Annotated in this window: 21 protein-coding genes and 1 tRNA gene; 8 read left to right on the top strand and 14 right to left on the bottom strand. The window is 60.8% G+C overall.

The features are described from left to right. The first annotated feature begins 41 nt into the window (after window positions 1–41). The 6 genes from rpmB to GXM22_RS06820 all read left to right on the top strand — a co-directional run bounded on the left by rpmB (window position 42) and on the right by GXM22_RS06820 (window position 5,264). The gene (rpmB, locus tag GXM22_RS06845) at window positions 42–230 is read left to right on the top strand and encodes a 50S ribosomal protein L28 (RefSeq protein WP_005932647.1); all 189 of its coding nucleotides are present in this window, start codon (window positions 42–44) and stop codon (window positions 228–230) included. 67 nt (window positions 231–297) lie between these two features. Continuing rightward, a complete protein-coding gene (locus GXM22_RS06840) occupies window positions 298–474 on the top strand; it encodes a DUF4250 domain-containing protein (RefSeq protein WP_005932644.1) in 177 nt (58 codons plus the stop codon). A gap of 18 nt (window positions 475–492) precedes the next feature. Next, a complete protein-coding gene (locus tag GXM22_RS06835; protein WP_005932642.1) occupies window positions 493–1,245 on the top strand; it encodes an esterase family protein in 753 nt (250 codons plus the stop codon). Between the two features lie 12 nt (window positions 1,246–1,257). Further along, window positions 1,258–2,094 (top strand): sugar phosphate isomerase/epimerase family protein, encoded by an 837-nt coding sequence (locus GXM22_RS06830; RefSeq protein ID WP_005932640.1) that lies wholly within the window; start codon window positions 1,258–1,260, stop codon window positions 2,092–2,094. A 183-nt stretch (window positions 2,095–2,277) separates the two neighbouring features. Continuing rightward, complete coding sequence (locus tag GXM22_RS06825) at window positions 2,278–2,658, top strand: metal-sensing transcriptional repressor (protein WP_097770768.1); 381 nt, start codon at window positions 2,278–2,280, stop codon at window positions 2,656–2,658. 35 nt (window positions 2,659–2,693) lie between these two features. Then, complete coding sequence (locus GXM22_RS06820) at window positions 2,694–5,264, top strand: heavy metal translocating P-type ATPase (RefSeq protein WP_005932634.1); 2,571 nt, start codon at window positions 2,694–2,696, stop codon at window positions 5,262–5,264. 83 nt (window positions 5,265–5,347) lie between these two features. Here GXM22_RS06820 and GXM22_RS06815 read toward each other — a convergent pair whose 3' ends face one another. From GXM22_RS06815 to GXM22_RS06795, 5 genes are all read right to left on the bottom strand, one after another. Further along, a complete protein-coding gene (locus tag GXM22_RS06815) occupies window positions 5,348–6,550 on the bottom strand; it encodes a glycosyltransferase family 4 protein (protein ID WP_035394030.1) in 1,203 nt (400 codons plus the stop codon). Between the two features lie 100 nt (window positions 6,551–6,650). Then, the gene (locus tag GXM22_RS06810) at window positions 6,651–8,078 is read right to left on the bottom strand and encodes an aminotransferase class I/II-fold pyridoxal phosphate-dependent enzyme (protein WP_005932630.1); all 1,428 of its coding nucleotides are present in this window, start codon (window positions 8,076–8,078) and stop codon (window positions 6,651–6,653) included. Beyond that, window positions 8,079–9,530 carry a thioether cross-link-forming SCIFF peptide maturase gene (gene scfB, locus GXM22_RS06805; RefSeq protein ID WP_035394028.1) on the bottom strand — a complete coding sequence of 484 codons (1,452 nt, stop codon included), beginning with the start codon at window positions 9,528–9,530 and terminating at the stop codon, window positions 8,079–8,081. A gap of 68 nt (window positions 9,531–9,598) precedes the next feature. Then, window positions 9,599–9,745, bottom strand: coding sequence for a six-cysteine ranthipeptide SCIFF (gene scfA / locus GXM22_RS06800; RefSeq protein ID WP_015563834.1), 147 nt, complete (start codon window positions 9,743–9,745; stop codon window positions 9,599–9,601). A 285-nt stretch (window positions 9,746–10,030) separates the two neighbouring features. After that, on the bottom strand, window positions 10,031–10,312 hold the full coding sequence (locus GXM22_RS06795) for a DUF2508 family protein (protein WP_005932624.1): 282 nt from the start codon (window positions 10,310–10,312) through the stop codon (window positions 10,031–10,033). A gap of 223 nt (window positions 10,313–10,535) precedes the next feature. On the opposite strand from GXM22_RS06795, the gene GXM22_RS06790 reads away from it, so the two are divergent. After that, window positions 10,536–10,609, top strand: a tRNA-Gln gene (locus GXM22_RS06790). A gap of 90 nt (window positions 10,610–10,699) precedes the next feature. After that, window positions 10,700–11,809 carry an aldo/keto reductase gene (locus GXM22_RS06785; RefSeq protein ID WP_005932619.1) on the top strand — a complete coding sequence of 370 codons (1,110 nt, stop codon included), beginning with the start codon at window positions 10,700–10,702 and terminating at the stop codon, window positions 11,807–11,809. A 53-nt stretch (window positions 11,810–11,862) separates the two neighbouring features. Here GXM22_RS06785 and GXM22_RS06780 read toward each other — a convergent pair whose 3' ends face one another. From GXM22_RS06780 to GXM22_RS06740, 9 genes are all read right to left on the bottom strand, one after another. After that, complete coding sequence (locus GXM22_RS06780; protein ID WP_005932616.1) at window positions 11,863–14,217, bottom strand: glycoside hydrolase family 3 protein; 2,355 nt, start codon at window positions 14,215–14,217, stop codon at window positions 11,863–11,865. 268 nt (window positions 14,218–14,485) lie between these two features. Then, window positions 14,486–16,261: a bifunctional metallophosphatase/5'-nucleotidase gene (locus GXM22_RS06775; protein WP_005932613.1), complete on the bottom strand. Its 1,776-nt coding sequence runs from the start codon at window positions 16,259–16,261 to the stop codon at window positions 14,486–14,488. Window positions 16,262–16,588: 327 nt separating this feature from the next. Next, on the bottom strand, window positions 16,589–18,361 hold the full coding sequence (locus tag GXM22_RS06770; RefSeq protein WP_005932606.1) for an oleate hydratase: 1,773 nt from the start codon (window positions 18,359–18,361) through the stop codon (window positions 16,589–16,591). A gap of 392 nt (window positions 18,362–18,753) precedes the next feature. After that, window positions 18,754–20,871 (bottom strand): ribonuclease R, encoded by a 2,118-nt coding sequence (gene rnr, locus GXM22_RS06765; RefSeq protein WP_005932603.1) that lies wholly within the window; start codon window positions 20,869–20,871, stop codon window positions 18,754–18,756. 115 nt (window positions 20,872–20,986) lie between these two features. Next, entirely contained in the window at window positions 20,987–21,235 is a 249-nt protein-coding gene (gene secG, locus GXM22_RS06760; protein ID WP_005932601.1) for a preprotein translocase subunit SecG, read from the bottom strand. A gap of 99 nt (window positions 21,236–21,334) precedes the next feature. Beyond that, window positions 21,335–22,927 carry a peptidoglycan D,D-transpeptidase FtsI family protein gene (locus GXM22_RS06755; protein ID WP_099357197.1) on the bottom strand — a complete coding sequence of 531 codons (1,593 nt, stop codon included), beginning with the start codon at window positions 22,925–22,927 and terminating at the stop codon, window positions 21,335–21,337. 53 nt (window positions 22,928–22,980) lie between these two features. Next, on the bottom strand, window positions 22,981–24,189 hold the full coding sequence (locus tag GXM22_RS06750; protein ID WP_005932593.1) for a hypothetical protein: 1,209 nt from the start codon (window positions 24,187–24,189) through the stop codon (window positions 22,981–22,983). After that, window positions 24,186–25,301: a DUF58 domain-containing protein gene (locus GXM22_RS06745; RefSeq protein ID WP_005932589.1), complete on the bottom strand. Its 1,116-nt coding sequence runs from the start codon at window positions 25,299–25,301 to the stop codon at window positions 24,186–24,188. Before GXM22_RS06745 ends, GXM22_RS06750 begins: the two co-directional genes overlap by 4 nt. Continuing rightward, window positions 25,298–26,245 carry an AAA family ATPase gene (locus GXM22_RS06740; protein WP_005932585.1) on the bottom strand — a complete coding sequence of 316 codons (948 nt, stop codon included), beginning with the start codon at window positions 26,243–26,245 and terminating at the stop codon, window positions 25,298–25,300. Before GXM22_RS06740 ends, GXM22_RS06745 begins: the two co-directional genes overlap by 4 nt. Window positions 26,246–26,492: the final 247 nt, after the last annotated feature.

The following is a 26,492-nucleotide window of genomic DNA, read 5'->3' as shown; positions in this document are numbered from 1 at the left end:
TATTTTGAATTCCATACTTCACTGTAGGAGGTGCAAGTACCATGGCTAAGTGTGAATGCTGCGGCAAGGGTGTTACCTTTGGTATCAAGGTTTCCCACTCTCATCGCCGTTCCAACCGTACCTGGAAGCCGAATGTCCGTCGTGTCAAGGCGGTCGTGGAAGGCTCTCCCAAGTATATCTACGCATGCTCTCGCTGCCTGCGCGCTGGCAAGGTTACCCGCGCTGTCTAAGTAGCTGCATCTGCCGGTCACTTTGTCGAGTGGCCGGCTTTTTTGTTATCTTCTGGAGGGATCGACGATGGCTCTGCCAAATGACCCGATCATGCTGCTGAGCATGATCAACCTGAAGCTGCGGGACTTCTACCCCACTCTGGACGCGCTGTGCGAGGATCTGGATGAGGACAAGGCCGCGCTGTGTGCCAGGCTTTCCGCTGTGGGGTACGCCTATGACCCCCAGCGCAATCAATTTGTGTGACAACAGGAGGATGCTGCCATGATCCAAGGGACGTATTATAAGGAATGGAGCCGGATGCTGGGCCGCGACATGGAGTTCAAGGTCTACGGCCATGCCGGTACGCCGGTGCTGGCTCTGCCCGCGCGGGGCGGCCGCTTTTACGACTGGGAAAACAACGGGATGCCCGATGCCATTGCCCCGCTGCTGAATGAGGGCAAGGTGCAGCTGTTCTGCGCCGACAGCATCGATGCCGAGAGTCTGCTGGCCGGGGACACAGCTCCCCGCCGCCGGGCCGAGATGCAGGAAAAGTATTTCAATTACCTGACAAGCGAGCTGGCTCCCCGCATCCTGACCCTGAACGGTGCCAAAAAGGACACCCTGCTCTGGGCGGTGGGCGTGGACACCGGTGCGTATCAGGCAGTGAACTGCCGCCTGCGCCGCCCCGAGGTGTTCGCGGGTGCCATCGGCCTTTCCGGCCTGTACGATGTGAGCCGTTTCCTGGGCAATGCAGCAGATGACCTGGTCCTGCGCAATGCCCCCCTGGCCTATCTGGCAGAGGAGGGCCTTGTGGACAAGAAGCTGCTGGCAAAGGCTGAGGAGAATTCCCTTCTCCTCTGTGCCGGTCAGGGCAGCTACGAGGGCGACGCGCTGGTGGACACCCAGGCCATGGCCGATGCACTGACCGACTGCGGCCTGCCCGTGCATCTGGAAGTGTGGGGCAGCGATGTCTCCCACGACTGGTACTGGTGGGGCAAAGAGCTGAATCTCTTTGCCGCCCGTGTGTTCGGCTGATGGAGGTGGAGGATGCCTGAATTCATTCTTGGTGCGCGCGGCCACGATTTTGGCCGCCATGACCCCGAGACCCTCTTTTCCTCCATCGGGCAGGCAGGCTTTGCCTGCACCCAGCTGGCCTTTCCCAAGGCGGTGGAGGGCGTAAAGAGCTATGACGATGTGACTCCTGCGCTGGTGGAGCGGGCAAGAGCGGCTGCGGCAGCATCCGGCGTGGGCATTGCCGTGGACGGCACCTATGTGGAGCTGAGCTATGTCGACGAGGACAAGCGCCGTGCCGAGGTGGCAAAGGTGCTGAGCCAGATCCCTGTTGCCAAGGCGCTGGGTGCAGGCTGCATGGGCAGCGAGACCACCAACATGGCCAAACAGCCCGGTGTGACCCGGAAGGAGGCACAGGAAGCGCTCCTGCGCAGTCTGGGCGAGATCCTGCCTGCCTGCGAAGAGCAGGGAGTGCTCTTTGCCGTGGAGTGCGTCTACTACCACGCCATGAATACCCCCGAGGCAGTGCGGATGGTGCTGGACACCATGGCAAGCCCCAACCTGCGCGTCATCTGCGATTTTGCCAACTATGTGGGCCCGGAGGCCGCGTCTGTGGATGCACAACGCCGCATCTGGGATAAGGTGGGCAGCTGGTATGGCGACAAGATCACGGCGGTCCATTTCAAGGGCCAGAACTTCCAGCCGGATGGAACGCTCTATTCCACCAGCCTGGAGGATTCCTGCGTGGACTACGCCGGCGGCTTTGAGATGCTGCGGCAGATGCCGCAGGCTTCCCTGCCCGTGCTGCGGGAGGAAGCTGTGCCCGCCCGCGCCGCAAGCGACCTTGCCTTTATGCGCAGATTCGCCTACTGATCGTTCCGGATGCTTCAAAGGCTCTGTTCCCCGTTTGGGGCGCAGGGCCTTTTGTTTTATCTTCTGCGTTCATAAAAAATTCACAATAATACCCCCCAGCCCTACTTGCAGAAACAGGACCGCCGTGCTATAATGCAGCTATGGTACAAGATACCCCCAAGGGGTAACGAAAGGAGAATAGACATGAGCGATGTGAACAAGATCCCGGAGGGCAGCTGCCCCCACTGCTCCCCCGCCCCGGCAGAAGCACCCTGCTGTGCCCCGGCTGAGGGAAGCACCGGCTGCGGCTGCCGCCACAAGCAGCGCACCGAGGAGGAGTACAAGCACCTCATCACCCGGCTGAACCGCATCGAGGGCCAGATCCGGGGCATCCGGAGCATGGTAGAAAAGGACGTGTACTGCACGGATATTCTGGTGCAGGCCGCTGCCGCCAGAAGCGCCCTGAACGGTTTTACCCGGGAGCTGATCGACCAGCACCTGAGCACCTGCGTGGCTGAGGACCTGAAAAACGGCGGTGAAGAGAAGCTGCAGGAGTTTTTGTGGATCCTGAACAAGCTCGTTTGATCCCATTCACGCAGCGTTTTTATCGGAGGGAAACAATGGAACAGTATACTGTTACGGGCATGAGCTGCGCGGCCTGCTCTGCCCGGGTGGAGAAGGCCGTAAAAGCTGTGCCCGGCGTGACCAGCTGCTCGGTGAGCCTGCTGACCAACTCCATGGGAGTGGAGGGCACCGCCAGCGCATCAGCCATCGTCAAGGCAGTGCAGGAGGCAGGCTACGGCGCAAGCCCCAAGGATGCTGCCGCCGAGACCCCCAGCGCCGAGCTGGATGCACTGGCTGACCACGAAACACCCAGACTGAAGAAACGGCTCATCGCATCACTGGTCTTTCTGGCGGTGCTGATGTATTTTTCGATGGGCCACATGATGTGGGGCTGGCCGCTCCCCCACTGGTTCGACGGCAACCACGTCGCCATGGGTCTGGTCCAGCTGCTGCTGGCGGGCATCGTAATGGTCATCAACCAGAAGTTCTTCATCAGCGGCTTCAAGGGCCTGCTCCACCGTGCCCCCAACATGGATACACTGGTGGCGCTGGGTTCCTCGGCCAGCTTTCTCTGGAGCACCTACGCCCTGTTCGCCATGACCCGCGCTCAGGTAGACGGCAACGACGTGCTCGTCATGCACTACATGATGGAGCTCTACTTTGAATCTGCCGCCATGATCCTGACCCTGATCACCGTGGGCAAAATGCTGGAGGCCCGCTCCAAGGGCAAGACCACCGACGCGCTCAAGAGCCTGATGAAGCTGGCCCCCCAGACCGCCACCCTGCTGCGGGAAGGGGCCGAAGTGACTGTGCCCATTGCACAGGTGAAAAAGGGCGACCTCTTTGTGGTGCGCCCCGGTGAGAACATCCCGGTGGACGGCCTTGTGCTGGAAGGTTCCAGCGCCGTGAATGAGAGCGCCCTGACCGGCGAGAGCATCCCGGTGGACAAGACTGCGGGAGACAAGGTCAGTGCCGCCACCACCAACCAGTCCGGTTTCCTGAAGTGCGAAGCCACCCGTGTGGGCGAGGATACCACGCTGGCCCAGATCATCCGGATGGTCAGCGATGCCGCCGCCACCAAGGCCCCCATTGCCAAGATCGCCGATACCGTTTCCGGCTTCTTCGTGCCCGCAGTCATCTCCATTTCGGTGCTGACCACCCTTGTCTGGCTGCTGCTGGGCCGGGAGTTCGGCTATGCGCTGGCCCGGGGCATTTCGGTGCTGGTCATCAGCTGCCCCTGTGCGCTGGGTCTGGCAACGCCTGTGGCCATCATGGTGGGCAACGGTCTGGGGGCCAGGAACGGCATCCTGTTCAAGACTGCCGCCTCGCTGGAAGCCGCAGGCCGCACCCAGATCGTGGCGCTGGACAAGACCGGCACCATCACCAGCGGCGAACCCCGGGTCACTGACATCCTGCCCGCGGAGGGCGTTTCCGAGAGCGAGCTGCTGACGCTGGCGGCCTCGCTGGAGCAGAAGAGTGAGCACCCGCTGGCCAAGGCAGTGCTAGCCTATGCCGAGACAGAGACCATCGCCTGCCCCGATGTGACCGATTTTGCTGCCCTGCCCGGCAATGGCCTTTCCGCACGGCTGGACGGCATGGAGATCTACGGCGGCAATGCGGAGTTCATCGCCACCAAGGCATCCGTACCCGCTGAACTCCAGGCCGAAGCCGCCCGGCTGGCCGCTGAGGGCAAAACGCCCCTCTTCTTTGGCGGTGCAGGCCGCCTGATGGGCGTGATCGCCGTGGCGGACACCCTCAAGGAGGACAGCCCCCGTGCCATCCGGGAGCTGCAGAACATGGGCATCCGGGTGGTTATGCTGACCGGCGACAACCAGCGCACCGCCGATGCCATTGGCCGGCAGGCGGGCGTGGACGAGGTCATTGCAGGCGTTCTGCCCGACGGCAAGGAGGCCGTGATCCGCAGGCTGCAGGAGAGCGGCAAGGTGGCCATGGTGGGCGACGGCATCAACGATGCCCCCGCCCTGACCCGTGCGGACACCGGCATCGCCATCGGTGCCGGTACCGATGTTGCCATTGACGCGGCCGATGTAGTCCTGATGAACTCCCGGCTCTCCGATGTGCCCGCCGCCATCCGGCTGAGCCGCGCCACCCTGCGCAACATCCACGAAAACCTGTTCTGGGCGTTCATCTACAACATCATCGGCATCCCGCTGGCTGCCGGTGTGTTCATCCCCTTCGGCCTGACCCTGAACCCCATGTTCGGGGCTGCGGCCATGAGCCTTTCCAGCTTCTGTGTCGTGAGCAATGCCCTGCGGCTGAACCTGTTCGACCTGCACAGCACCAAACACGACCGCAACCCCAAGTCTGCCGCCCTGCCCGCTGCCCCCGTGCAGCCTGCAGCGGCTGAAAATACTGCCGAACCCGTTTCGGCTCCCGTTGTCAAGGAGGACAATGCCATGAAAAAGACCCTGCATGTTGAAGGTATGATGTGCGGCCACTGCGAAGCCCGCGTGAAAAAGGCGCTGGAAGCCCTGCCCGCCGTGGACGAGGCCGTGGTCAGCCACGAGGCCGGTACCGCCATCGTCACCCTGAACGCCGAAGCTTCCGACGCAGACCTGAAGAAGGCTGTTGAGGATCAGGATTACAAGGTAACCGGCATCGAATAACGGTTGCGCAAAAAGCAGCGCCCTGTTTCCCATTGCGGGAGACAGGGCGCTGCTGCTTTTTCTGGATTCTTTGGAGATTGGGCTCACACCCAGCTGAGGATGCTTTTGTGTTCAGACTCGTACTGCTTCAGCGCAATGGCCTGCTGGTAAGCATCCAGCACCTGCTGGGCGAAATGCTCTGCCGAGTAGCGGGCGGCGGTGGCCAGAGCGTTCTGGTGCAGCTGCCCGCGCAGGGCGGGGTCCGAGATGATGGTGTTCAGTGCCGATGCAAACTCGGCTTCGTCCTTCCACTGCCAGCCGTTGAAGCCGTTTTCCACCACGCCATCCAGGCAGGGGTCCGCACGGCAGAGCACCGGCAGGCCGCAGGCCATGCCCTCGAAGTAGGTCAGACCCTGGGTCTCGCTCTGGGAGGCGCTGACGAAGATATCGCCCACGCGGTACCACCGGGGTACCTCATCGGGCTTGACCATGCCCACAAAGCGGACACGGTCGGTCAGCTTCAGCTCCTTTGTCAGTGCTTCCAGGTCAGGCCGGGCGGGGCCGTCGCCCACAAACACCAGCCACGGGCGGTTCTTCTCCGGCTGCGCGGCCAGCAGACGCACCAGCTGGGCGTGGTTCTTCTCGGCAGCCAGGCGGCCCAGCGAGAGCAGGACGGTATCCCCTTCCGGGATGCCCAGCTCTGCCCGCATCCGGGCCTTTTCCTCGCCGTTGTCCTGCGCCGGGCCAAAGGCGGTCAGGTCAATGCCGGTGGGCACTGTGACCACCGGGCAGCTGACCCCGTAGCGGTTGAGCATGGCGCGCACCTTTTCGGTGGGGGCCAGCATGAGGGAGCAATAGCCCGAGAGGATGCGGGTGGCCTTTTCGGCGGTCATCCGGCCCAGACGCTCACTGAAGAAAAGGTACTGGGTATAATCCTCGTAGACAGTATGGTAGGTATGTACCACCGGGCAGCGGCACCGACGGGCCACCCGCTGTGCCAGCATAAAGGTAGAAAATTCGCTTTGCGTATGGATGACCTCCGGGCCCCAGGCTTCCAGCTCGTCCAGCCAGTGGGAGATGGGCAGAGCGCCCGCCGCACTGATCCGCACGCCCGGGTAGACCCGCTCCGCGCTGATGCTGCCCACATACAGGATGCCGTTTTCCTCATGGGAATGGCCATTCTGGGCAAGGGTCACCACCCGCACGTCATGGCCCAGTGCCAGCAGCTGGTGGTACAGCAGCTCCACCGAGCGCACCACACCGTTGACCATTGGGGACCATGTATCTGATGCAAGAAGAATTTTCATTGGAACACCTCAGATTACCGCATAGAATAGGGGTTATGTTCTCTGTTCTATCTTTAATACGTTTCAGAGCCGCAGAATCTTGCAGATCCGCCCTGATTTTTCAAAATTTTTCCGGTTTCACCACCGAGACCGTCTCCACGCCGTAGGCTGCGAAAAGCTCCAGCGCCGCCGGGCCGATCACCTCGCCGCTGACCACGATGGGAATGGCGGGCGGGCAGGACACAGTGGGCAGAGCGCAGACCCTGCCCAGCGCAGACCCTGCCGGGATGGTCTCCTGCGGGGCAAACACGGCCTGCCGCACGGTCAGGCGCGGCTCCGCCTGCCGGGCCAGCGCACAGAATGCTTCCCGGTGCTCGGCAGGGGGTTCTACCGGGGGGATGCCCCGTGCACAGAGTTCTGCCAGAGCCGCTTCCAGCCGGGCAAAGTCCTCCGCCGGGTTTTCCGGGGTGAACATCAGCACAAGGTAGCGGGGGTCGGCATATTCGCATTCCATCCCGCTTTGCCGCAGATGGTCGGCCAGTGCCTGCCCGGTCAGGCCCAGCGCCGCCGCGTCCAGCGTCAGCTTCATGGGTTCCCGGGCGGGACCGTCCAGTGCCAGCGGCAGGGCCGTGCCCTGTGCAGCAGCCAGCGCGTTCAGGCGGGCACGCAGAGCAGCCAGCCGGTCACAGCATTCCTGCAGGCGTGCCGGGTAATCGGTGGAAAGCAGCCGGTTGCAGGTATCGAGAGACTGCAGGATCAGATAAGACGGGCTGGTGGAGCCGAACAGCGCCAGTGCGTTGCGCACAGTGCTTTCCTCCTGCACGGGGGCCTTGGGGCCCAGATGCAGGTAGGCTCCCCCGGTGAGCACCGGCAGGGTCTTGTGGCCAGAGTCACAGCAGGCCGCCGCGCCCAGGTCAATGGGGTGGCGGCTCCCGCCGGGCAGAAAGCGCAGGTAGGCCCCGTGGGCGTTATCCACCAGCAGGGGCACGCCGTGAGCATCGCAGACGGCAGAGAGGGCCGCGATGTCCTGCATCCCTCCCAGGTAATCCGGGCTGGTCAGGTAAACGCCGAAGGGTGTTCTCCCCTGCCCGGCCAGCTCCTCAAGGGCGGCGGAAAGGGCCTGCACCGTTACCGGGCAGCTGCACAGCGCGCCGGTATCCTCCGGTGCAGTCCAGAGCCACTGGATGTCGAAGTCCAGCAGAGCCGCTGCATAGAGCAGGGCTTTGTGGGCATTGCGGGCCGCCAGAAGCACCGGACGCTTGCCGGTGCGGGGCGCACCCTGCAAAGCAAGGCAGAGCATGGCCCGGATGCACTGGGAAGAACCCTCGGTGCTGTAATAGGTGTGGATCGTGCCGAACAGCCGGGTGGCGTTGGCCTCGCTCTGCGCGATGATACCCTCGGCCTCGTAGAGCTCATCGGCACCCCGGATCTCGGTGATATCCCACGGCTCACAGCCCAGCAGGCTCTGCCCCTTATGCCCCGGCATGTGGAGCCGGGCGGTGCCGGACTGGGCGTACCGCCGCACAAAATCGACAATGGGGGTGGTCATTTATTCGCAGGCCTCGCCGTCGGCGCAGGCATTGCAGGTGGAGCCCAGCTGGATGGGCACTTCGATGCCCTGTGCAGCCAGCTCCTGATTCTGAGCCACCTGGATCATAATGGCGCACTCCATCCGCTTGCGGAACAGCTCACAGCCGTACTCGTACACGCCGGTAATGCTGCCGGTTGCGTGGTAGGAGTTGGCTGCACAGCCGCCGGAGCAGTAGAGCTTTGCCCAGCAGTCCTGGCACTCCTTGCGGGCGTAGGCGTTGCAGTGCTTGAACTCGTCCCGGACTGCCGTGTTGGTGACACCCTTCCAGATATCGCCCATCAGGTACTTGGGATCGCCCACGAACTGATGGCAGGGATACAGATCGCCCCAGGGGGTCACAGCCATGTACTCGGTGCCGGAGCCGCAGCCCGAAATGCGCTTGTAGATGCAGGGGCCGCCGGTCAGGTCGATCATGTAGTGGTAGAAGGTGAAGCCGCGGCCCTCACGGTTCCGCTTGATCATCTCCTTGGCCAGGATCTCATACTGCTCCTTCAGGATGGGCAGATCTGCCTCGGTCAGAGCGCTGGGGTCACTGGGGTCGCAGACCACGGGCTCCATGCTCAGCTCGGTAAAGCCCAGATCTGCCATGTGGAAGATATCGTTGGTGAAGTCGGTGTTGTAGTGGGTAAAGGTGCCGCGCATGTAATAGCCCTTATCACCGCGCTTCTTCACGAACTCCTGGAACTTGGGCACAATGGTATCGTAGCTGCCATGGCCGGCGTAGTCCTTGCGGAAGCGGTCGTGGACTTCCTTGCGGCCATCCAGGCTCAGGACCACGTTGTGGCACTCCTTGTTGCAGAAGTCGATGACATCATCGTCAATGAGCATGCCGTTGGTGGTCATGGTGAAGCGGAAGTTCTTATTGTGGATCTTCTCCTGCTCACGGCAGTAGGCCACCAGCTTCTTGACCATATCAAAGTTCATCAGAGGCTCGCCGCCGAAGAAGTCCACCTCGAGGTTGCGGCGGCTGCCGGAATTCTCAATGAGGAAATCCATTGCCCGCTTGCCCACCTCAAAGCTCATCAGGGCACGCTCGCCCTGATAGCGGCCCTGCGAGGCGAAGCAGTAGGAGCAGTTCAGGTTGCAGGTGTGGGCCACATGCAGGCAGAGGGCCTTGACCACGGTGTTGCGGTTCTTGAAATCGAACGCGAGATCCTCATAGGTATCGGGGCTCCACAGCTTGCCGGATTCCTTCAGGCTTGCCACATCATCGATGCACTGGCGCAGGTCGGCCTCGGTCACGTCATCACGGTCGCCGTACTTTGCCATCATGGCGGCAACGATCTCGTCGGCGGTGTGGTCGGGGTACATGGCAATGACATCATACGCCACCTCATCCACCACATGCACCGAGCCGCTGCAGGTATCCAGCACGATGTTATAGCCGTTCAATTGATACTGATGTACCATTTTATTCTCCATTCCATTGTAACATAAAAAAATGCCGCCCGGCAAAGGCGGCATCCGATTTGCAGAAATTACTTGTTGCTGTTCTCGCACTTCTGGTTAGCCACACCGCAGGAAGTCTTGCAGGCAGACTGGCAGGAAGTCTGGCACTCGCCGCAGCCACCGGTCACAACGCTCTTGGTCAGGTCACGAGTAGCGATCGTCTTAATACGTTCCATAATTAAAAACCTCTCTAGCTCCAAATAGTTGATACGCAGAACCACCTGCGCATTGTTATCTTGATATAGGATAGCACGGTTCAGGGATTCTGTCAAGATTTTTGTCGCATCTTCTGCAACGCCCTGCTATAAAACCTCTCCGTCATCATCGCTGACGCTCGATGCCACCTCCCCTAGTAGGGGAGGCCTTGGCATGGCATAAAGCTTTGTCTCTTCGCCAGAGGCTCCCCTACTAGGGGAGCTGTCGAACGAAGTGAGACTGAGAGGTTGTACAAAGACGAGGCCTTACCCCACCGGCTGATACTTTTCCAATATCGTATGCAGTCCTAATTCCCGGGCCTTGCCCAATAAGTACCGGTAGCGGGCCAGAAGGGCCTGCCGCTCATAGATATGCTGTTCGATGAGGTCGGTGTCCACCTCAAGGTCGAACATCATCTCGTTCCGGTGCAGGCAGAACAGGCACTCTTTCAGCTCCTCCTCCAGCTCCGGGTGGTAGCGCTCGTGTTCGGTGTCCCGCGGAATGCGGGGCGAAAGCAGGGTCTTTTCCTTTTGCGTGGTCTGGGTCATGGCAGTTCCTCCTCTTTGTGCGTCTTTGCTTCTTCTGATTTCCAGTATATGCAAAGAACATGAGAAGGATGACGGAATCAAGCAGCCCGCAAGAACTCCTGCGAAAGTGCGTCTTTTTTCTGATTTCTGCAAAAAATTTCAAAAAAGCGCTTGACAAAGCGGCGCTTTTTCCGTATAATAGCACACGTTGAGCGGCTCACCCCGCAAGACAGACCCAAGCTGATGGGGATTTGCATAGTGGTAGTGCGGTAGACTCTGACTCTACTTGTGGGAGTTCGATTCTCTCATCCCCAACCAAAAAGACATCCGAACACTCCGGATGTCTTTTTTTGTCGTATCCGGGTTATGGAGTGCACTCCGCCCTTGCACACGAGAGGAGTATTGGACATGGAAAACATCAAGAAAAACTTCGGTTTTGGCTGTATGCGCCTGCCCATGAAGGATGGTGAGATCGATCTGGCCGAAACCAGCCGGATGGTCGATTATTTTCTGGAGCAGGGCTTCAACTACTTCGACACGGCCCACGGCTACCTTCAGGGCCGGAGCGAGACGGCGCTGAAGACCTGCCTGACCAGCCGCCACCCCCGCGACAGCTACATCCTGACCAACAAGCTGACCGGCACTTTCTTCAAAACTGAGGCTGACATCCGTCCCTTTTTCCAGAGCCAGCTGGAAGCCTGCGGTGTGGACTATTTTGATTTCTACCTGATGCACGCCCAGAGTGCAACGTTTTACCAGCATTTCAAAAAATGCCGGGCCTATGAGACCGCTTTTGCGCTGAAGGCCGAGGGCAAAATCAAGCATGTGGGCATCTCCTTCCACGATCATGCCGAGGTACTGGAGCAGATCCTGACTGACTACCCGGAGATCGAGGTGGTGCAGATCCAGTTCAACTATGTGGACTACGACGACCCCGCCGTGCAGAGCCGCAAGTGCTATGAAGTCTGCCGCAGGCACGGCAAGCCCGTGCTGGTCATGGAGCCTGTGAAGGGCGGCAACCTGGTCAACCTGCCCGAAGAGGCCCGGAAGGTGCTGGACGAGCTGCACGGCGGCAGCCCAGCCAGCTACGCCATCCGCTTTGCGGCGGGCTTCCCCGGCATGATGATGGTGCTCTCCGGCATGAGCAGCATGGAGCAGATGAAGGATAACCTCAGCTACATGAAGGACTTCCAGCCCCTGAACGAGACTGAGCTGGAAGCCGTGAAGAAGGTGCAGTCGATCTTCTGCGGCATGAACCTGATCCCCTGCACCGCCTGCCGCTACTGCACCGACGGCTGCCCCAGGCAGATCGCCATCCCCGACCTGTTCGCCGTGATGAACACCAAGCAGATCTATCACGACTGGAACGCCGACTTTTACTATAATAATGTTTATACCGGCGCAGGCCGCCGGGCATCTGACTGCATCCAGTGCGGCAGGTGCGAAAAGGCCTGCCCTCAGCACCTGCCCATCCGCAGACTGCTGACTGAGATCGCCGCGGAATTTGACAAGCAGTAAATAAAAAGAGCGATACAGCAAACGCTGTATCGCTCTTTTTTCGTTAACGGGAATTAGTAATTCAGACCGAAGCCGCTGCGGTAGTAGTTGCCGTCGGCATCGCAGTAGGCGTAGCTGCCGCCCTTGACGTTGGCGAGGATGGCGGGATCGATGTACTGATCCTTATCGTAGCCGGGCACGTCGTTGGGAGAGGCGCAGATCTCGCGCACCACACCGTCGATCTCCTGCTCGGTGATGGCAATGACGGCGGGGTCAGAGACCATGGTCAGGCTCAGCTTGCCGGTGGGGGCAAAGTCGCCGCTGATGACATCGACCTGAGCGTTCAGGGCGTTGTTCAGGGCAACGGCGCTGACGGTGTACTGGATGGTCAGTGCGTCGCAGTAGGGCTCCAGCTTGTCCAGCAGCCAGGGGTTGCAGACCACGCAGGTGCCAACCACCTTGCCGCCGCGGGCATGGATGGCATCGGCCAGTTCCTTGATCTTCTCCACGTCCTTCAGGGTGACAACAGTGACCTTGTTGCCGGTCTTTTTCTGGCTCTTGTTGCGCTCGCGCTCGTCAGTGACGATCTCGCCCATCTCGATGACAGGCATTGCGTACTGGTTGAACACCAGACCGTTGCTGATGGGCCAGACGTGCAGGTAGAGCACATCGGCTTCCTCCGGGGCGGCCACCACGGTGTAGCCCTTCTTCTCAAAGGCTTCCGTCAGGGTCTTGCGCAGAGCGGCATCCTCGTCCGTGTTGCCCAGACCGGCACCCATGGCCTGTGCCATCTGTGCAAAGCCGGAGTCCACACCCTTGAAGGTGACGATGCAGACCTTCTGGCTCTTGGCCAGAGGCAGGAGCTTCTCGTGGTTCTTGACCAGAACAACAGCCTTCTGGTTGGCCTCGTAAGCCTTCTTCTTGGCACCATCGAAGTTATCCACGCGGGCCTGATCGGCCTTGTCGGGGTCGAGGTAGGGGTTATCCACCCGCTTGGTGCGGAACAGGCTCAGCAGACGATTGTAGCTGGCGCGGTCCAGATCTGCCTTGGGCAGCAGACCGTCCTCCACAGCCTTGACGATGTTCTCGGGGTCGGTGTTGCCGCCGATGACATCGGTACCGGCAGAGATGGCCTTGGCGTAGCGCTCAGGCTCGGTGAGGTTCTCCACGCCGTAGATCTGAACGGTGGTGATGCCGGAGTCGGAGTTGACATAGCCGTCAAAGCCCATCTTGTTCCGGGCCAGATCGGTGATCAGCTCCTTGCTGTAAGCGCTGGGCACTTCCTCGGTGCTGGTCACCTCGCCCCGGTAGGTCTGGGGCACGGCACGGCCATCGGTGGCAATACGGGAGTAGTCCGGCATGATGGAAGAGACCTTGTGGTCAAAGGCGCGCTGGAACGGGGGCAGATGATACTTTTCCATCGAGCCGGGGGTGCGGTAGATGCGCCACTGGCCGATGGGCACATGGGGCTCAAAGCCATTCTCAGAGGGGGCATCGCCGGGGAAGTGCTTGATGGTCAGAACAACGGAACCCTCGTTCAGGCCGTTGTCGCCATCCTGATAGCCCTTGACCAGAGCCTCGGCAATATCGCTGGTGACATCGGGACGCTCGCCGTAAGTACCGGAGGTACGGGGCCAGCGGGGGTCAGAGGTCACATCGACCTGAGGGCCGTACATGATGTTCAGGCCCTCGGCCTTCATCATCTTGCGGTCGGTCTGGGCCATCTCATAGACCATGTCGGTGTTGCCGTCGCCAATGACAGCCGCGCCGATGCCCAGAGAGTCCGGGTAACCGATGTTGATGGGGTTGGTGTGGAGAGAGTACGGAATGGCCACGCCGCCCTTGCAGGCCTCGTATTCCAGCATCTGGGTGCCGGCGTTGTGGTACAGGGCCACCATGCCGGCCTCGCAGCGCATGTCACCGCGGTAAACACCGGCGGCAATGTGCTTTTCCAGAACGTGGCTGTCATCAATGCTGACGGTCATGCCGGGCAGAGGGCCGGGCATGGGCTTTTCCCCGGGGTTGTGGTGCTTGTAGATCTTGCCCAGCTCCAGCTTGCCTTCGGCGTTGGTGGCCTCGGCACGGGTGGGCACCACAGGGCTGTTGAACAGGGTGTTCAGCACAAGGCCTGCCTGCTGATCCAGCCGCAGGTGCTTGACCATATCCTCAGCGCGCTGCTCAGGGCTCAGCCGCCAATCCTTGTAGGGGGCCAGCTCGCCGCTGTTGTCCAGATCCTTAAAGTACAGGCCGTCCTTGACGATCACGCCGCAGGTGGTCACACCGATGTCGGGGCCGTTGACGTTGTGGAAGATGACCGGCTCAAGATACTGGTCAATGATCTGCTCGCCCTCTTCCAGAGCGTAGGGTGCAGGGATCACGCCGTCTTTGGCCTCTGCCCACTGGTCGGCGCTGGTATACCGTGTCTGCATAATGTTTCTCCTTTGTCTCTGTGCCTGCAACAGCACAGCTGATATATTACTTGCCCGTTTATTATACTTCCAGTGCAGATCGTTCGCAAGCAAACAAATAAAAAAGTCACAAACTTTGGCGTAGTATACAAGGATGCTCTGCCGGATTTATGCAACTTTCCCCTATCCTGATCCACAAACCGGGTTCGATTCCTGCTGACAATGCTGCTTAAAAATAACCCTCTCCGTCAAAGCCTGCGGCGTTGACGGAGAGGGTCGTATCCTTAATTTACCAGATCATCTGGATGCGGCCTGCGCCGTACGGATCCTCGTAGTTGAGCATGTAGCCGGGGTAATCGGCCAGCGGGCTGTTGGCGCTTGCCAGATGCGGCAGACCGTTGGCATCCACGCCGCCGAACATGGCTGCGTAGCTGGACATGACAAGGTAGTCCTCAGAGACATAGTCTTTGATGAGAGTCGCGCCATCGAACATGGCAAAACCATCGCCCAGATTGCGCAGGGTGTAGTTCATGCCGGCCAGAGCGTAGGTGGCGTTCGGGTCAAGGGGCTGATAAGTACCGGTGGTCTTGTCGTAGATCTCCACATTGCTGACACGCGGGGTGGCGGCGCTGCCGGTCCAGACATTCTTGTCGTTGGTCTGAACGGTGTTGGGGATCATGGGGTGGATCGTGTACCTGGCACCTGCCACCTGCAGGAAGCCGCCGTTCTCCTTGCCCTCAGCACCGGCAAAGCGGGCACCAAACTCCAGAGCGTCCTGGATCTGCTGGCCAGTCACGGACATCAGGCAGGCCACGTTGCCAAAGGGGCTGACGGTCTTGCAGGTCTTGAAGCTCCAGGGGCCAGCCTCCACATCGGTGCGGATGCCGCCGCCGTTCATAATGGCGACATCACAGTGGAGCTCCTCGATCTCGTTGAAGTAGGTGTAGATGCCGTCGGCCACGAAGTCGCCAAGGTTGGTCTCGCCGGAGCGGATGCGGCGCTTGCCGGTGGCGGGATCGTTGATGTAGAATTTGGTATCGCCCACTGCGATCTCCTCGCCCAGCATATCGTCCACTGCGCTGATCCAGTTGGAGGCAGTGGCGGCCACGGCAGCATCCAGACCCTCGTAGGTGTCGATGAGCTCAGTGGTGATGGTGCCGTCCGCGCCCACAGTCATCTTGCCGATGTTCTTGAAGTAAGAACCGGTCTGGGTCAGGGTGACTGCCTTGCCGGAAGCATCGGTGACCTGCTTGTTGGCCATCACGGTGTGGGAGTGGCCGTCGATGAAAGCGGTAAAGCCGTGGGTGTGTGCAATGACTTCCTCACTGGTCCAGGGAGAGGAGGAGGGGTCAACGCCCAGATGGCCCAGACCGATGATGGTGTCAGCGCCCCAGAACTCAGCCTTGTCGATGGCCTTCTGAACGGCATCGTAGAGCTTCTGGCCGTCCTCGCCGCCCAGAATATCGTAGATGTACTTGGTCTGGGCATCGTTCATAAAGTAGGCCGGGGTAGACTTGGTGAAGGTCTCGGGGGTGGTCACGCCCACAAAGGCGATCTTGCGGCCGCCCACAAAGAAGAACTTGACGCTGGGCAGAACGTTGAAGCCGGTGCGCAGATCGACCCAGTTGCAGGAGACATAGGGGAAGTCGGCTTCCTGGATCACAGCCTTGGCACGGGCCATGCCGTAGTCGAACTCGTGGTTGCCGGGGGTGGCCAGATCGTAACCGGCCTCGTTCATCAGCTCGATGATGGTAGCGCCGTCATCCATGGAGCCGTAAGCGGTGCCCTGGATATGGTCGCCTGCATCCACCAGCAGCACATCCCGGCCGGTGTCCTCGATGCTCTTTTTCAGGGCAGCAATGGCAGCATAGGTGGGCTTGGGGGACTTGTTGTCGATATAGGTGTGGACATCGTTGGTGTAGAGGATGGTCACATCCGCTTTGTCACCAAAGAAGCAATTGGTCTCCTCCGCAAAGGCGGCGGGTGCACCGACAGAAACTGCGGTCAGTGCCGTGGCAGCACCGGCAGCCTTGATAAAGCTGCGGCGGGTAATGAACTGTTTCACAGGGAAAGACCTCCTTTGATTCAACACGCTCTTTCAGCCCTCTCCTTCCATACTGTGCTGCGTTGTTTTCCCTTTTGGGGAACTGGCGGGCTTCAGCAAGACCGAGAGGGCTGTTTGTTACCTAAATCTTAACATAGAACCCCAGTTTCCGCAAGGGATTTTTGTAAAATTCGTGTCAAGGAATCCCACAATAGTCATACTGTTTTGGTAAAACGTTTGAAAATTCCGAGAAAAAGGGCAAAGCCCCGCATCCCATGGAAAGGGTGCAGGGCTTTGCCGCATTCAGAAAAGAGGGTCAGAGGATCGGGGGACGATTCTCAGACAGCATCAGATGGCATGGTATTCCTTGAGGAACTTCTCAAGGTCGGTGCCCTCGATCTTCTTGAGCACTTCCTTGAGGGCCACCCGCTGGATGAAGGGCAGATCCATATCAGTGATCTTCTTGCCGTCACGCAGTTTGACCGTTGCATCGATCAGGCTGCGGACATCGTAGGTGCTGCCCCAGACCTCGGGCACGCCGCGGTCGATGTTGAGCAGGGTGTAAACCGCTTCCATACCGGTGCGCATGGAGTACTCGGTGGTGAAGATGGTGTCACGGCCGGTCTCGGCAAACTGGCCCAGGAAGGCGAAGTTGACAGCGCCCTGGGGCACGATATCGGGGCGGTCGCCGAAGGCACGGGGCATGAAGAAGGCATCGATATAGGGCATCATCACAGGCACGGTGTTGGCGCTGTGCTCTGCCAGCCCGGCAATGTCCTCTTCGGGCACACCGATGTGGTACAGCCACTCCATGCAGATCTCGCGGCCGGTGCAGTCGCGCATGGGCTTCTTGACGTAATCGCCGGGCTTGTCGCTGAACAGGCCGTAGACCCAGACGCAGAGCTGGTTCTTGGGCTGGTCACGGAACTGCTGCTGACGGTTCAGGGTCCAGCTGAGCAGCCAGCTGGAATCCTTGACCGTGACGATGCCGCCGGTGACGGTGTGGCCGCTGAAGGGGTCACGCTTGCAGATCTTCTTGATATACTGGGGGATCTTGTCGTCCAGGGTGGTGATGGTGGCGCTTTCCCAGTTGGACAGCTCCGGCTGAGAGCAGAACTTTTCGGGATGGCCGAAGGAAGGATCCTGTGCGGCGATCTTCTTCCACAGATCCCAGCCGTTGCCCGGCTTGATGGTGGGATCAAAGCCTGCGGCCTTGTCCTGAGCGCCGATGGTGCAGCTCTCCACGCAGCCGCCGTTGGTGATGAAGAGCAGGTCGTTCTCGGTGAGGTCGATGGTCCTGCTCTCACCCTTGTGATCCACGGTCACGCTGCTGGCCTGCTTTTTGCCGCCCTCGATCCGGAACTGGACATCGGTGACCTTGGTCTCGTACTGGAAGTCCACGCCGTGATCCTTCAGGTAGGTGACCATGGGCAGGATGATGGATTCATACTGGTTGTAGCGGGTAAAGCGCAGGGCGGTGAAATCGGGCAGACCGCCGATGTGGTGGATATAGCGCTTGAGGTAGAGCTTCATTTCCAGCGCGCTGTGCCAGTTCTCAAAGGCGAACATGGTGCGCCAGTACATCCAGAAGTTGGAGGAGAACACCTCATCGTCAAAGATATCGGTGATCTTTTTATCCTGCAGCTGCTCGTCCGGGGTGAAGAAGAGCTTCATGATCTCCATGGCACCCTGATCGGAGATGGCGAATTTGCCATCGGTGTGGGCATCCTGGCCGCGGTTGACAGTGGCACGGCAGAGAGACTTGTTGGGGTCCTCCTTATTCAGCCAGTAATACTCGTCCAGCACGCTGGCTCCCTCGGTCTCCAAAGACGGGATGGAGCGGAGCAGATCCCACATGACCTCGAAATGGTTGTCCATCTCACGGCCGCCGCGCATGACATAGCCGATATCGTACTTGTAGCCGTCGCAGGCACCGCCGGGCAGCGGGTCCTTCTCAAACACATGGATGTGGCCGCCCTGCATCTGGCCGTCACGGACCAGGTAGCAGGCGGCAGTCAGGGCCGCCAGACCGGAGCCGATGAGGTAAGCAGATTTATTGTCAACGCCCTCAGGCTTTTTGGGGTGTGCAAATGCTTCGTAGTTGCCACTGGAATAATACATACTGGGAACCTCCTGTAAATCGTATTGGGAAGACCGCGTTCATGGTTCTGTGTCGTCTCCCCTTTCGTTGTGCTTAGTATACCCCAGCGGTTTTTTCAGAACAACAAACAAATCCTGAACAGTGTATAAAATTTATACAAAACACAACCATTGTCGGAAATATGACGAAACTGTGTATAACCCCCCCAGTCACCTGCGGTGACAGCCCCCGCTAATAGGGGGGGCCTTTGGCATTGCATAAAGCTTTGCAAGTCCCCCTTTCCGCACAGACTGCACCATTATGCCAAGGGCTCCCCTACCAGGGGAGCTGGCGCAAAGCGCCTGAGGGGTTTAGTCCAACAAAAAAAGCGCTCACCCTCCAGGGAAGGTGAACGCTTGCGTTTCTTTATCCGTTATTTTGTTTCGGGTGCTACCTCAAAATCGACCTTGCCAAGGTTGATATCGGCGCGGACGATGGTGATCATCATGCTGTCGCCCAGGCTCCAGGTCTTGCCGGAGGCGGGGTCAGAAAGGCGGATGCCCTCGGTGAGGGTGGTGCCGGTGGCGGTCAGGCTGGAAGCGGGCACAAAGCCCTCCACGCCGTTCTCCAGCTCCACAAAGATGCCGCGCTGGGTCACGCCGGAGATGATGCCCTCGTAGCACTCACCCAGATGGCGGCGGGCGTACTCGGCCTTGTAGTAATCCTCGGCCTTGCGCTCGATCTGAACGGCCAGCACTTCCCGCTCGCTGGACTGTTTGGAGGCCTTCTCCGCGAAATCGGTGTAGCGGACGATCATGGTCTCCTTGTCGGTGCCGCTGAGCAGGTCGGTCATCATGCGGTGGATGGCCAGATCCGGGTAGCGGCGGATGGGGCTGGTGAAGTGGGCGTAGTCCTTGAGCACCAGACCATAGTGACCCTTGGGCTTTTCCTCATAGCAGGCCTTGGACATGCAGCGGAGCATTCCGGTGTTGACGATCTGCTCAAATGGGGTGCCGCGCACGCCTTCCAGAATGGCGCTCAGCTCCTTGGGGGTGGGCACCTCCTTGGCAAAGTGGTCGTTGATGCCGCAGGCCTGCAGCAGGCTGTGCAGGCGCTCCAGCTTCTCGCCGTTGGGCTCCTCGTGGACACGGTAGACAAAGGGGATCTGCTTGACCCGGGCAAAGTGGGCGGCGCACTGGTTGGCCAGCAGCATGAACTCCTCGATCATGGCCTCGCTCTCGCCGGAGGTGCGCTTTTTCACATCGATGCAGTGGCCGTTCTCATCCAGAATGAGCTTGACTTCCCCGCTCTCGAAATCGATGCAGCCGCGCTCCTTGCGCAGGCGGGCGCGGTGGGCGTACAGCTCCTTCATGGCGGGCAGCTGATCCAGCACCTCGGCGTACTTGGCCTGCGTCTCGGCATCGGCAGTGCCGGCCAGCAGGGCGTTGATCTCAGAATACACGCCCTTGACTCGGCTGCAGATGATGGATTTGACGAACTTGTAGTCGGTCAGATTGCCGTCCTGATCCAGACGCATCAGGCAGGAGAACGCCAGGCGCAGCTCCTTCTCGTTCAGGGAGCAGATGCCGTTGGAAAGGCTCTTGGGCAGCATGGGCACGACCTGATCCGCATAGTAGACCGAAGTGGCGCGGTTGAAGGCCTCCTCGTTCAGCTCACTGCCGGGCTTGACGTAGTGGGAGACATCGGCGATGTGAACGCCCAGCTCATAGCCGCCACCGGGGAGCCGGGTCAGGCTGACGGCATCGTCGATATCCTTGGTCTCGGCGCTGTCGATGGTGAAGATGGGCAGAGCGCGCAGATCCATGCGGCCCTTGCAGTCCTCCTCAGACACGGTCATGTCCTCGAACTTCTTGGCCTCGTCCCGCACCTTCTCGGGGAAACGGGTGTGGATGTCCTTGGCATAGAGCAGGGCCTTGGCGCAGCGCTTGGCCTCCTCGCAGCTGCCAAAGCGCATGGAAACGCCCACGCGGTGATCCTCCTGCCGGGTCCCGCGCTGCAGGATCTCCACAGCCACCTTGTCGCCGTCCTTCGCGCCGCCCTCGCAGTCGCGCTGGATGGTCATGGAGATGGCCGGGCAGTCATCGGGCACGAACTTCAGGCGGCCCTCGATGCGGCGGACAGTGCCCACCATGTCGTTCTTCTGCTCGAGCACGGCAAGGATCTCGCCCTCATCGCTGCCCTCCACCCGGGGGTGGGCAAACTTTTCCACCAGAACAGAATCGCCGGGCATGGCACCGCGGGTGAAGCGGCCCGGGATGAAGATATCGCCGGATTCATCCTCCAGCATCACAAAGGCAAAGTTCTTGCCCAGCTTGACCACCTTGCAGGGCAGGGCCTTTTCGGCACGGCCGGAGCGGGCAGTGAAGAACACGCCGGACTTCTGGCAGACCACAGCATCGTGCACCAGCTCGTCCAGAGCCTCCATCACCTTGCGGTCCGCGGCACGGTCGCCGCCGAACTTTGCCTTGAGGTCCTTGACCATGCAGGGCTGGTTCTGGATGGCATGTTCAATTTTATCGCGTAATGACATATTTTTCTCCTTAACACTTTTCCGGCATTCTCCAATGGAACCCGGACAACTTCTTTCCCACGAGAGGTTTAGACAGAAAAACAGCCCCGCCTTACACGGGGCTGTACACGAGTGCTCAGGCCAGACGGCTGGCGAACACACAGGCCAGGATAGCCACCACAAAGAACACGATGCCTGCAATGCGGGTCACCTTGGCCAGCATCTGATCCGCAGGGGTCAGGCGTGCATTGTTGGCACCGCCCACACCACCGTTGATGGCACCGGCCAGACCCTGACCGTGGGTGTGCTGCATCAGGGTGAGGAGAATGATGACGGCCGAGACGACCAGCAGGATGGCACCGCCGACGATTTCAATGACAGACATGGATGGAACGCTCCTTTTATCTTTAGTTTCATAGAGACTGCATACAAATACAAGTGTATGATAGCACAAAAGCCCGGGAAATGCAAGAAAAACTGTGGGCTACGGGGCCAGAATTTCCAGCCCTGCCGCCACCCGGGCAAAGATGGCCGCGCTGGAAAAGGCAGGCTCGGCCTGCGTGTCCTGCAGCACCACGATGGTATAGCGGGGCTGCTCTGCCGGGACAAAACCCGCAAACCAGTAATTTTTCAGCTCTGTACCGCCGGAAAACTGGCCGGTCTGGGCCGTGCCGGTCTTGCCTGCCGCGGTCTGGCCGGGCAGGGCGGCCTCATGGCCGGTGCCCCCGGCCACTACACCCGCCAACAGGGCCTGCAGGGCGGCGGCGGTGCACTTTGTAAGCACCCGCCTGCTCCGGACATGGGAAAGCGCCGTGAGTGGTGTGCCGGTGGTCTCGTCCAGAGTAGTCTCCAGCAGCAGCGGGGTGCGGCAGATCCCCCCGCAGGCAATGGTGTTCATCATGGCGGCGACCTGCAGGGGGGATGCCAGCAGCTCCCCCTGCCCAAAGCAGAAATTGGCGTAGGCCCCGCTGGACGCAAGAGCCTCCCGCTCTGGCAGGACCCCCGCCGCCGTGTGCAGGGCATCGGTGAGCGGGATCGCCTGCCCGAAGCCCAACTGCTCTGCCATGGCGCGGACAGCATCGGCCCCCAGCGCCTGCCCCAGCCGGATGAAGTAGCCGTTGCAGCTCTTTTCCAGCGCGCCGGCCAGATCCACCTCACCATGGGGAATGCCGCCCGCACAGCGGAAGATCCGGCCATCCACCGCGCACCAGCCGGGGCAGGTGTAGACAAAGCCGCTCTCCCCTGCCTCCAGCGCCGCTGCCGCCACCACCGGCTTGAACACCGAGCCCACGGCATAGCACTGGAACGCCCGTTCCAGCAGGGGGCTGTCCGGGGCGTTCAGGCTGGCCGAAATGTTTTCCGGATCATAGCCGGGGCGGCTGACGCAGGCCCGCACCTTGGCGTTGGCGGTGTCCAGCACCAGGATACAGCCGCTCTGCATCGTCTCGTTGGCCACGGCCTCGGCGGTCTGCTGGATCTCCCGGGAAAGGGTCAGCTGCACCCCCACGGCCCCGCTGTCGGCGGGGGTGAGGACGGGCTCGGCCCGCAGCTTTCCCTGGGCGTTGACGGTGCAGAGCAGGGTATCCCCTGCCCCGCTGCCGGTGAGCAGTTCGTCAAAGGCGGCTTCCAGACCGGCAGCACCATGGCCCTCGCCATCGAGATACCCCAGCAGCTGCACTGCCAGCGGGGCGGCAGAGCTTCGCCGCGCCGCTGGCCAGCAGGAAACGCCCAGCGCAGAAACATCCCGGTCCACCTCCAGCAAGAACGGGGACGCGGCGTTCCGCTTCTGGTAGAGCGCCGCCTGCCCGGCGGCATCGGTGTAGGCGAACAGGCGGGCATAGCTGCCCTCCCCGGGCACGCAGAGGGCCATCCAGCGGGTGGTCTGCCCCGTGAGGAGCTGGCCCCTGTGATCATAAAAATTGCCCCGCCGGGCGGGCAGGTGGAGGGTGACCACGCTCTGCGCCGCCGCCCGGGCCCCGTAGTCCGTGTCGGAGCAGAGCCAGTACAGGCGGCAGACCACCGCCGCAAAGCAGAACAGCAAGGCCCCATACAGGGCCAGCACCCGTTTGCCGGACATGAAAACGCCCCCTCTCCCGCTTAGGATGGGCAGGAAAGGGGGCGTTGATGCGTTCAGGAGCAGATTTTTCGGACGAGCTCAGCGGCACGGGCGGCATCCTCGGCCGTGGCGGTGCCGTTGTAGCGGGCTTTGAGGTAGATCTGGCGCAGCTCGGCCTCGGCGGCAAAGTCCATACCGAAAGCGCGGCCGGTCAGGTCAAGGCTGGTATCGCCCCGCAGGATGGTCACGCCGTGGCGCTGGCAGTGGTCCAGATAGATGGCATACTCCCGCCGCACCTTGTCCACCGGGCTGAGAAAAAGCCCGGGCCAGCGGCGGACACGCTTGTGGGTGCTACGCCGCACAGTGGTGTCCGTGCAGGCAGTGTCCGTGTGCCGGAACTTCTGGCGCAGGAAATGCCGCACCACCAGCACCGCACAGAGGACCGCCAGCAGGATACCGAGCACGGTCAGCATCGACATCCCGTTGATGAGCGGTTCTGCGTTCTCGGCGGCCTTTTGGGCGTTGGCGATGACCTCATCGGTAGAAACGATCTCGGTGCGCTCCAACGGTTTGGGCGGAAAGAGGGTGAAGAGCCAGCGGATGAACTGCAGGATGCCGTGGAACAGCCAAGTCACACCCTGCACCACAATGTTGTTCAAAAACAGCTGCAACACCGGCACGATCCCGCCAAAGTAAACGGCAGATGCAGCCGCCTTTGCACCGGCAACCACAACACTGCGGCTGAGCAGGAACGGCCCTGCGCACACCGCCGCCAGCACGCCGCCGGAAAGCAGCAGATAGCCCGGACGGGTGGAGATCTCCGGGTCCTGCCGGGTGGTGCGGTTGAACCCCACCAGAAGCACCGCTGCCGCCGTCGCAAAGGGCAGGGCCACCGAAAGCACCGCGTTGGCGTTCCACAGCAGCATTGCCACTGCAAAGAAGGGCCATACCCGGCAGAGCCAGCGCAGGCGCTCGGCCTGCCGCATCGGCGAAAGGGCAAAATCGCCGGTGTAGGCCAGCAGCACCGGGTAGACTGCCGCCGGGAAGTAGCAGAGCTTGTCCGCCCCTGTAGGCAGGAGGAGCAGCGCCGCCGCGCTCAGGGCCGCAAGAGAGGTGCGGAGGGGACGGCTGCCCTCAAAGCAGGAGGCCAGACCAAAGCAGAGGGCAGACCAGACCAGCACCAGCGGCATGGGTGTCCCGCCGAAGCTGGCAGCAAAAAAGCCCGCAAAGGCATAGTAAAAGCTCAGATCACCTGCCAGGCGCAGGGTATGTAAGAACATCATGCGCCCGCCTCCCCTGTCTGGGCCGTCTCTGCGGCCATTTCCGGAGTGAGCACCAGCAGCGGAATGCCAGGCAGGGGCCGCACGGCAGCACGCACAGCTTCTTCCGGCTCCGTTGTCACCACGATGCAGCCGACCTGCTCCTGCGGGTGGTAGTATTCGGCGCAGAACCGCGCGCAGGAAAGGGAGGTCTGCCCGGTGGCGCGGCCCAGAATTTCCAACACCCTGCGGTAGTGTTCGGGGCCGTAGCCCTGCGGGGTTACCAGCGGTTTTCTCCACTCCTCACCGGAGAGAGCCGCATTGAGCAGCAGGTCAAAGGCAGCGTTTGCCGCAAAGCGGTAGGACACCGCCTTTTCTTCCAGCCTCCGGCAGATTGTGCGGGCCATGGAGTAGCAGAGCTCCGCCGGTTCCGGGTGGTCGTAATCCTTGGTATCCGCATGGACTAGCACCACTGCCCGGGGCTCAGTGGTGTAATCCCACTTTTTGACCATAAGCCCCTGCCCCCGGACGCTCTGCTTCCAGGCGATGGAACGCATGGGGTCACCGCTGGTGTAGGGGCGGTAACCCGCCGTGAGAATAGGATCCTCGTAGATATAGCGGTTCACCGAAAGCTCGCCCAGAAAACCGCCCAGCATCTCTTCCAGTTCCGGCAGAGCGCACTCCCTGGGTGGAACAATGAGCTCGTGGAAGCCCCGCTCGGTGCGGGACTGTTCCACAAGACCCAGAAAGTCGCCGCCGATGACCTGCATCGGTTCCAGCACATAGCGGCCCCGGCGTTCCAGCCTGAGGGCGGTGGAGAAATCTGCCTCCTGCCCCGGGCGCAGCCAGGTGGTGAACCGCACCGTGTGGCCCCAACCTGTCTGATCCTGCGCAATGTGGTGCTCCGCGCAGGGAAGAAACTCCTTGTTCAGGTGGAGCTTTGCCGCCAGGAACATCTTCCAACGGGGGCCGTTATTCCGGACAACGAGGTGGATCATGGCGGGCTCCCCGGCTTCCACAAGGTGATCCTCCACTTCCAGCCGCCCCTGCACATCGTCCAGGCTGTGGACTGTGCTGTAACGCTCCAGCCCAAGGGCTGTGGCCACCAATAGCAGCGCGAAGATGACGGCGCTCATTCCGCACTCTCCAGCGGCACAGTGATCTCGGCCAACAGCTTGCGCATCCGCAGAGCGGCGGCTTCGGCGTTCATGCTGCTGCCCAGAGAAATTCGGTGAGAAAGCACCGCCGGGGCCAGCCCTTTGATGTCCTCGGGGATGACGTATTCCCTGCCCTGCAAGGAGGCATACGCCTGCGCAGCCTGATAGAGTGCCAGCGCACCGCGGGTAGACACACCGCTGACAAAGCCGCTCTGTGTACGGGTAGCTTCCACGATGTCCATAAGGTAGTGCTTGACCTCCTCGGAGACCTTGACCTCCCGGTAAGCCGTGCGGACGTATGCGGTCTCCTCGGGAGTAACGACGGCCTGCAGCTCGTTCAGCACGGTCTGGGCCGAGGGGCGGGAGAGCACCTCCAGCTCCTGCTCCCGGGTCATATAGCCCAGCGACAGCCGCATGAAAAAACGGTCCATTTGGGCATCTGGCAACGGGAAGGTGCCAAAGGATTCCAGCGGATTCTGGGTGGCCAGCACCATAAAGGGCTCAGCCAGGCGGCTGGTCACGCCGTCCACGGTAATCTGCCTTTCCTCCATGGCTTCCAGCAGGGCCGACTGGGTACGGGGCGTGGCGCGGTTGATCTCGTCCGCCAGCACAAAGTTGGTGAAGAGCGGGCCGGGCCGGAACTCGAACTCACCGGACTTCTGGTTGTAGAAATTGATGCCGGTCAGATCGGAGGGCAGCAGGTCGGGCGTGAACTGCACCCGTTTGAAGTCCCCGCCCACCGTGCGCGCAAATGCACGCAGGAGCATGGTTTTTCCGGTGCCAGGCTTATCTTCCAGCAATACATGGCCTCCGCAGAGGAAGCTGACCAGAATTTTCTCGGCAGCATCCTCCTTGCCCACAATGACACGGGCACAGTTGGACACAACTTTTTCGCGGTAGGCGGTAAAAGCGGCAGTGTTCATTGGTGTTTCCTTTCCCAAAAACAATTTTTCTAAGTGTACTCTTGTTTGGAAAGGGTGTCAACAAAAAGAAGGCAGAGCCTCCCGGATGGGAAGTTCTGCCTTCTGCGGCGTATTGAATTGGTATGGGGAACCAGTGCGGCTTAGTACATGCCGCCCTTCCAAACCACACTTTTGGAGCCGAATCACGAATATCGGGAAACGTAGACTTTTGTAGAATTATCAAGGCCACAAGCCGCTTTTCCCAGAT

The sequence above is a fragment of the Faecalibacterium duncaniae genome, assembly GCF_010509575.1.
GTDB classification, from domain to species: Bacteria; Bacillota; Clostridia; order Oscillospirales; family Ruminococcaceae; genus Faecalibacterium; species Faecalibacterium duncaniae.
This window is presented reverse-complemented; position numbering and strand designations above follow the sequence as displayed.

Excerpts from the sequence above, each read along its gene's own strand:
- rpmB (WP_005932647.1), top strand. The coding sequence starts at position 42 with ATGGCTAAGTGTGAATGCTGCGGCAAGGGTGTTACCTTTGGTATCAAG.
- GXM22_RS06840 (WP_005932644.1), top strand. The coding sequence starts at position 298 with ATGGCTCTGCCAAATGACCCGATCATGCTGCTGAGCATGATCAACCTG.
- GXM22_RS06835 (WP_005932642.1), top strand. The coding sequence starts at position 493 with ATGATCCAAGGGACGTATTATAAGGAATGGAGCCGGATGCTGGGCCGC.
- GXM22_RS06830 (WP_005932640.1), top strand. The coding sequence starts at position 1,258 with ATGCCTGAATTCATTCTTGGTGCGCGCGGCCACGATTTTGGCCGCCAT.
- GXM22_RS06825 (WP_097770768.1), top strand. The coding sequence starts at position 2,278 with ATGAGCGATGTGAACAAGATCCCGGAGGGCAGCTGCCCCCACTGCTCC.
- GXM22_RS06820 (WP_005932634.1), top strand. The coding sequence starts at position 2,694 with ATGGAACAGTATACTGTTACGGGCATGAGCTGCGCGGCCTGCTCTGCC.
- GXM22_RS06815 (WP_035394030.1), bottom strand. The coding sequence starts at position 6,550 with ATGAAAATTCTTCTTGCATCAGATACATGGTCCCCAATGGTCAACGGT.
- GXM22_RS06810 (WP_005932630.1), bottom strand. The coding sequence starts at position 8,078 with ATGACCACCCCCATTGTCGATTTTGTGCGGCGGTACGCCCAGTCCGGC.
- scfB (WP_035394028.1), bottom strand. The coding sequence starts at position 9,530 with ATGGTACATCAGTATCAATTGAACGGCTATAACATCGTGCTGGATACC.
- scfA (WP_015563834.1), bottom strand. The coding sequence starts at position 9,745 with ATGGAACGTATTAAGACGATCGCTACTCGTGACCTGACCAAGAGCGTT.
- GXM22_RS06795 (WP_005932624.1), bottom strand. The coding sequence starts at position 10,312 with ATGACCCAGACCACGCAAAAGGAAAAGACCCTGCTTTCGCCCCGCATT.
- GXM22_RS06785 (WP_005932619.1), top strand. The coding sequence starts at position 10,700 with ATGGAAAACATCAAGAAAAACTTCGGTTTTGGCTGTATGCGCCTGCCC.
- GXM22_RS06780 (WP_005932616.1), bottom strand. The coding sequence starts at position 14,217 with ATGCAGACACGGTATACCAGCGCCGACCAGTGGGCAGAGGCCAAAGAC.
- GXM22_RS06770 (WP_005932606.1), bottom strand. The coding sequence starts at position 18,361 with ATGTATTATTCCAGTGGCAACTACGAAGCATTTGCACACCCCAAAAAG.
- rnr (WP_005932603.1), bottom strand. The coding sequence starts at position 20,871 with ATGTCATTACGCGATAAAATTGAACATGCCATCCAGAACCAGCCCTGC.
- secG (WP_005932601.1), bottom strand. The coding sequence starts at position 21,235 with ATGTCTGTCATTGAAATCGTCGGCGGTGCCATCCTGCTGGTCGTCTCG.
- GXM22_RS06755 (WP_099357197.1), bottom strand. The coding sequence starts at position 22,927 with ATGTCCGGCAAACGGGTGCTGGCCCTGTATGGGGCCTTGCTGTTCTGC.
- GXM22_RS06750 (WP_005932593.1), bottom strand. The coding sequence starts at position 24,189 with ATGATGTTCTTACATACCCTGCGCCTGGCAGGTGATCTGAGCTTTTAC.
- GXM22_RS06745 (WP_005932589.1), bottom strand. The coding sequence starts at position 25,301 with ATGAGCGCCGTCATCTTCGCGCTGCTATTGGTGGCCACAGCCCTTGGG.
- GXM22_RS06740 (WP_005932585.1), bottom strand. The coding sequence starts at position 26,245 with ATGAACACTGCCGCTTTTACCGCCTACCGCGAAAAAGTTGTGTCCAAC.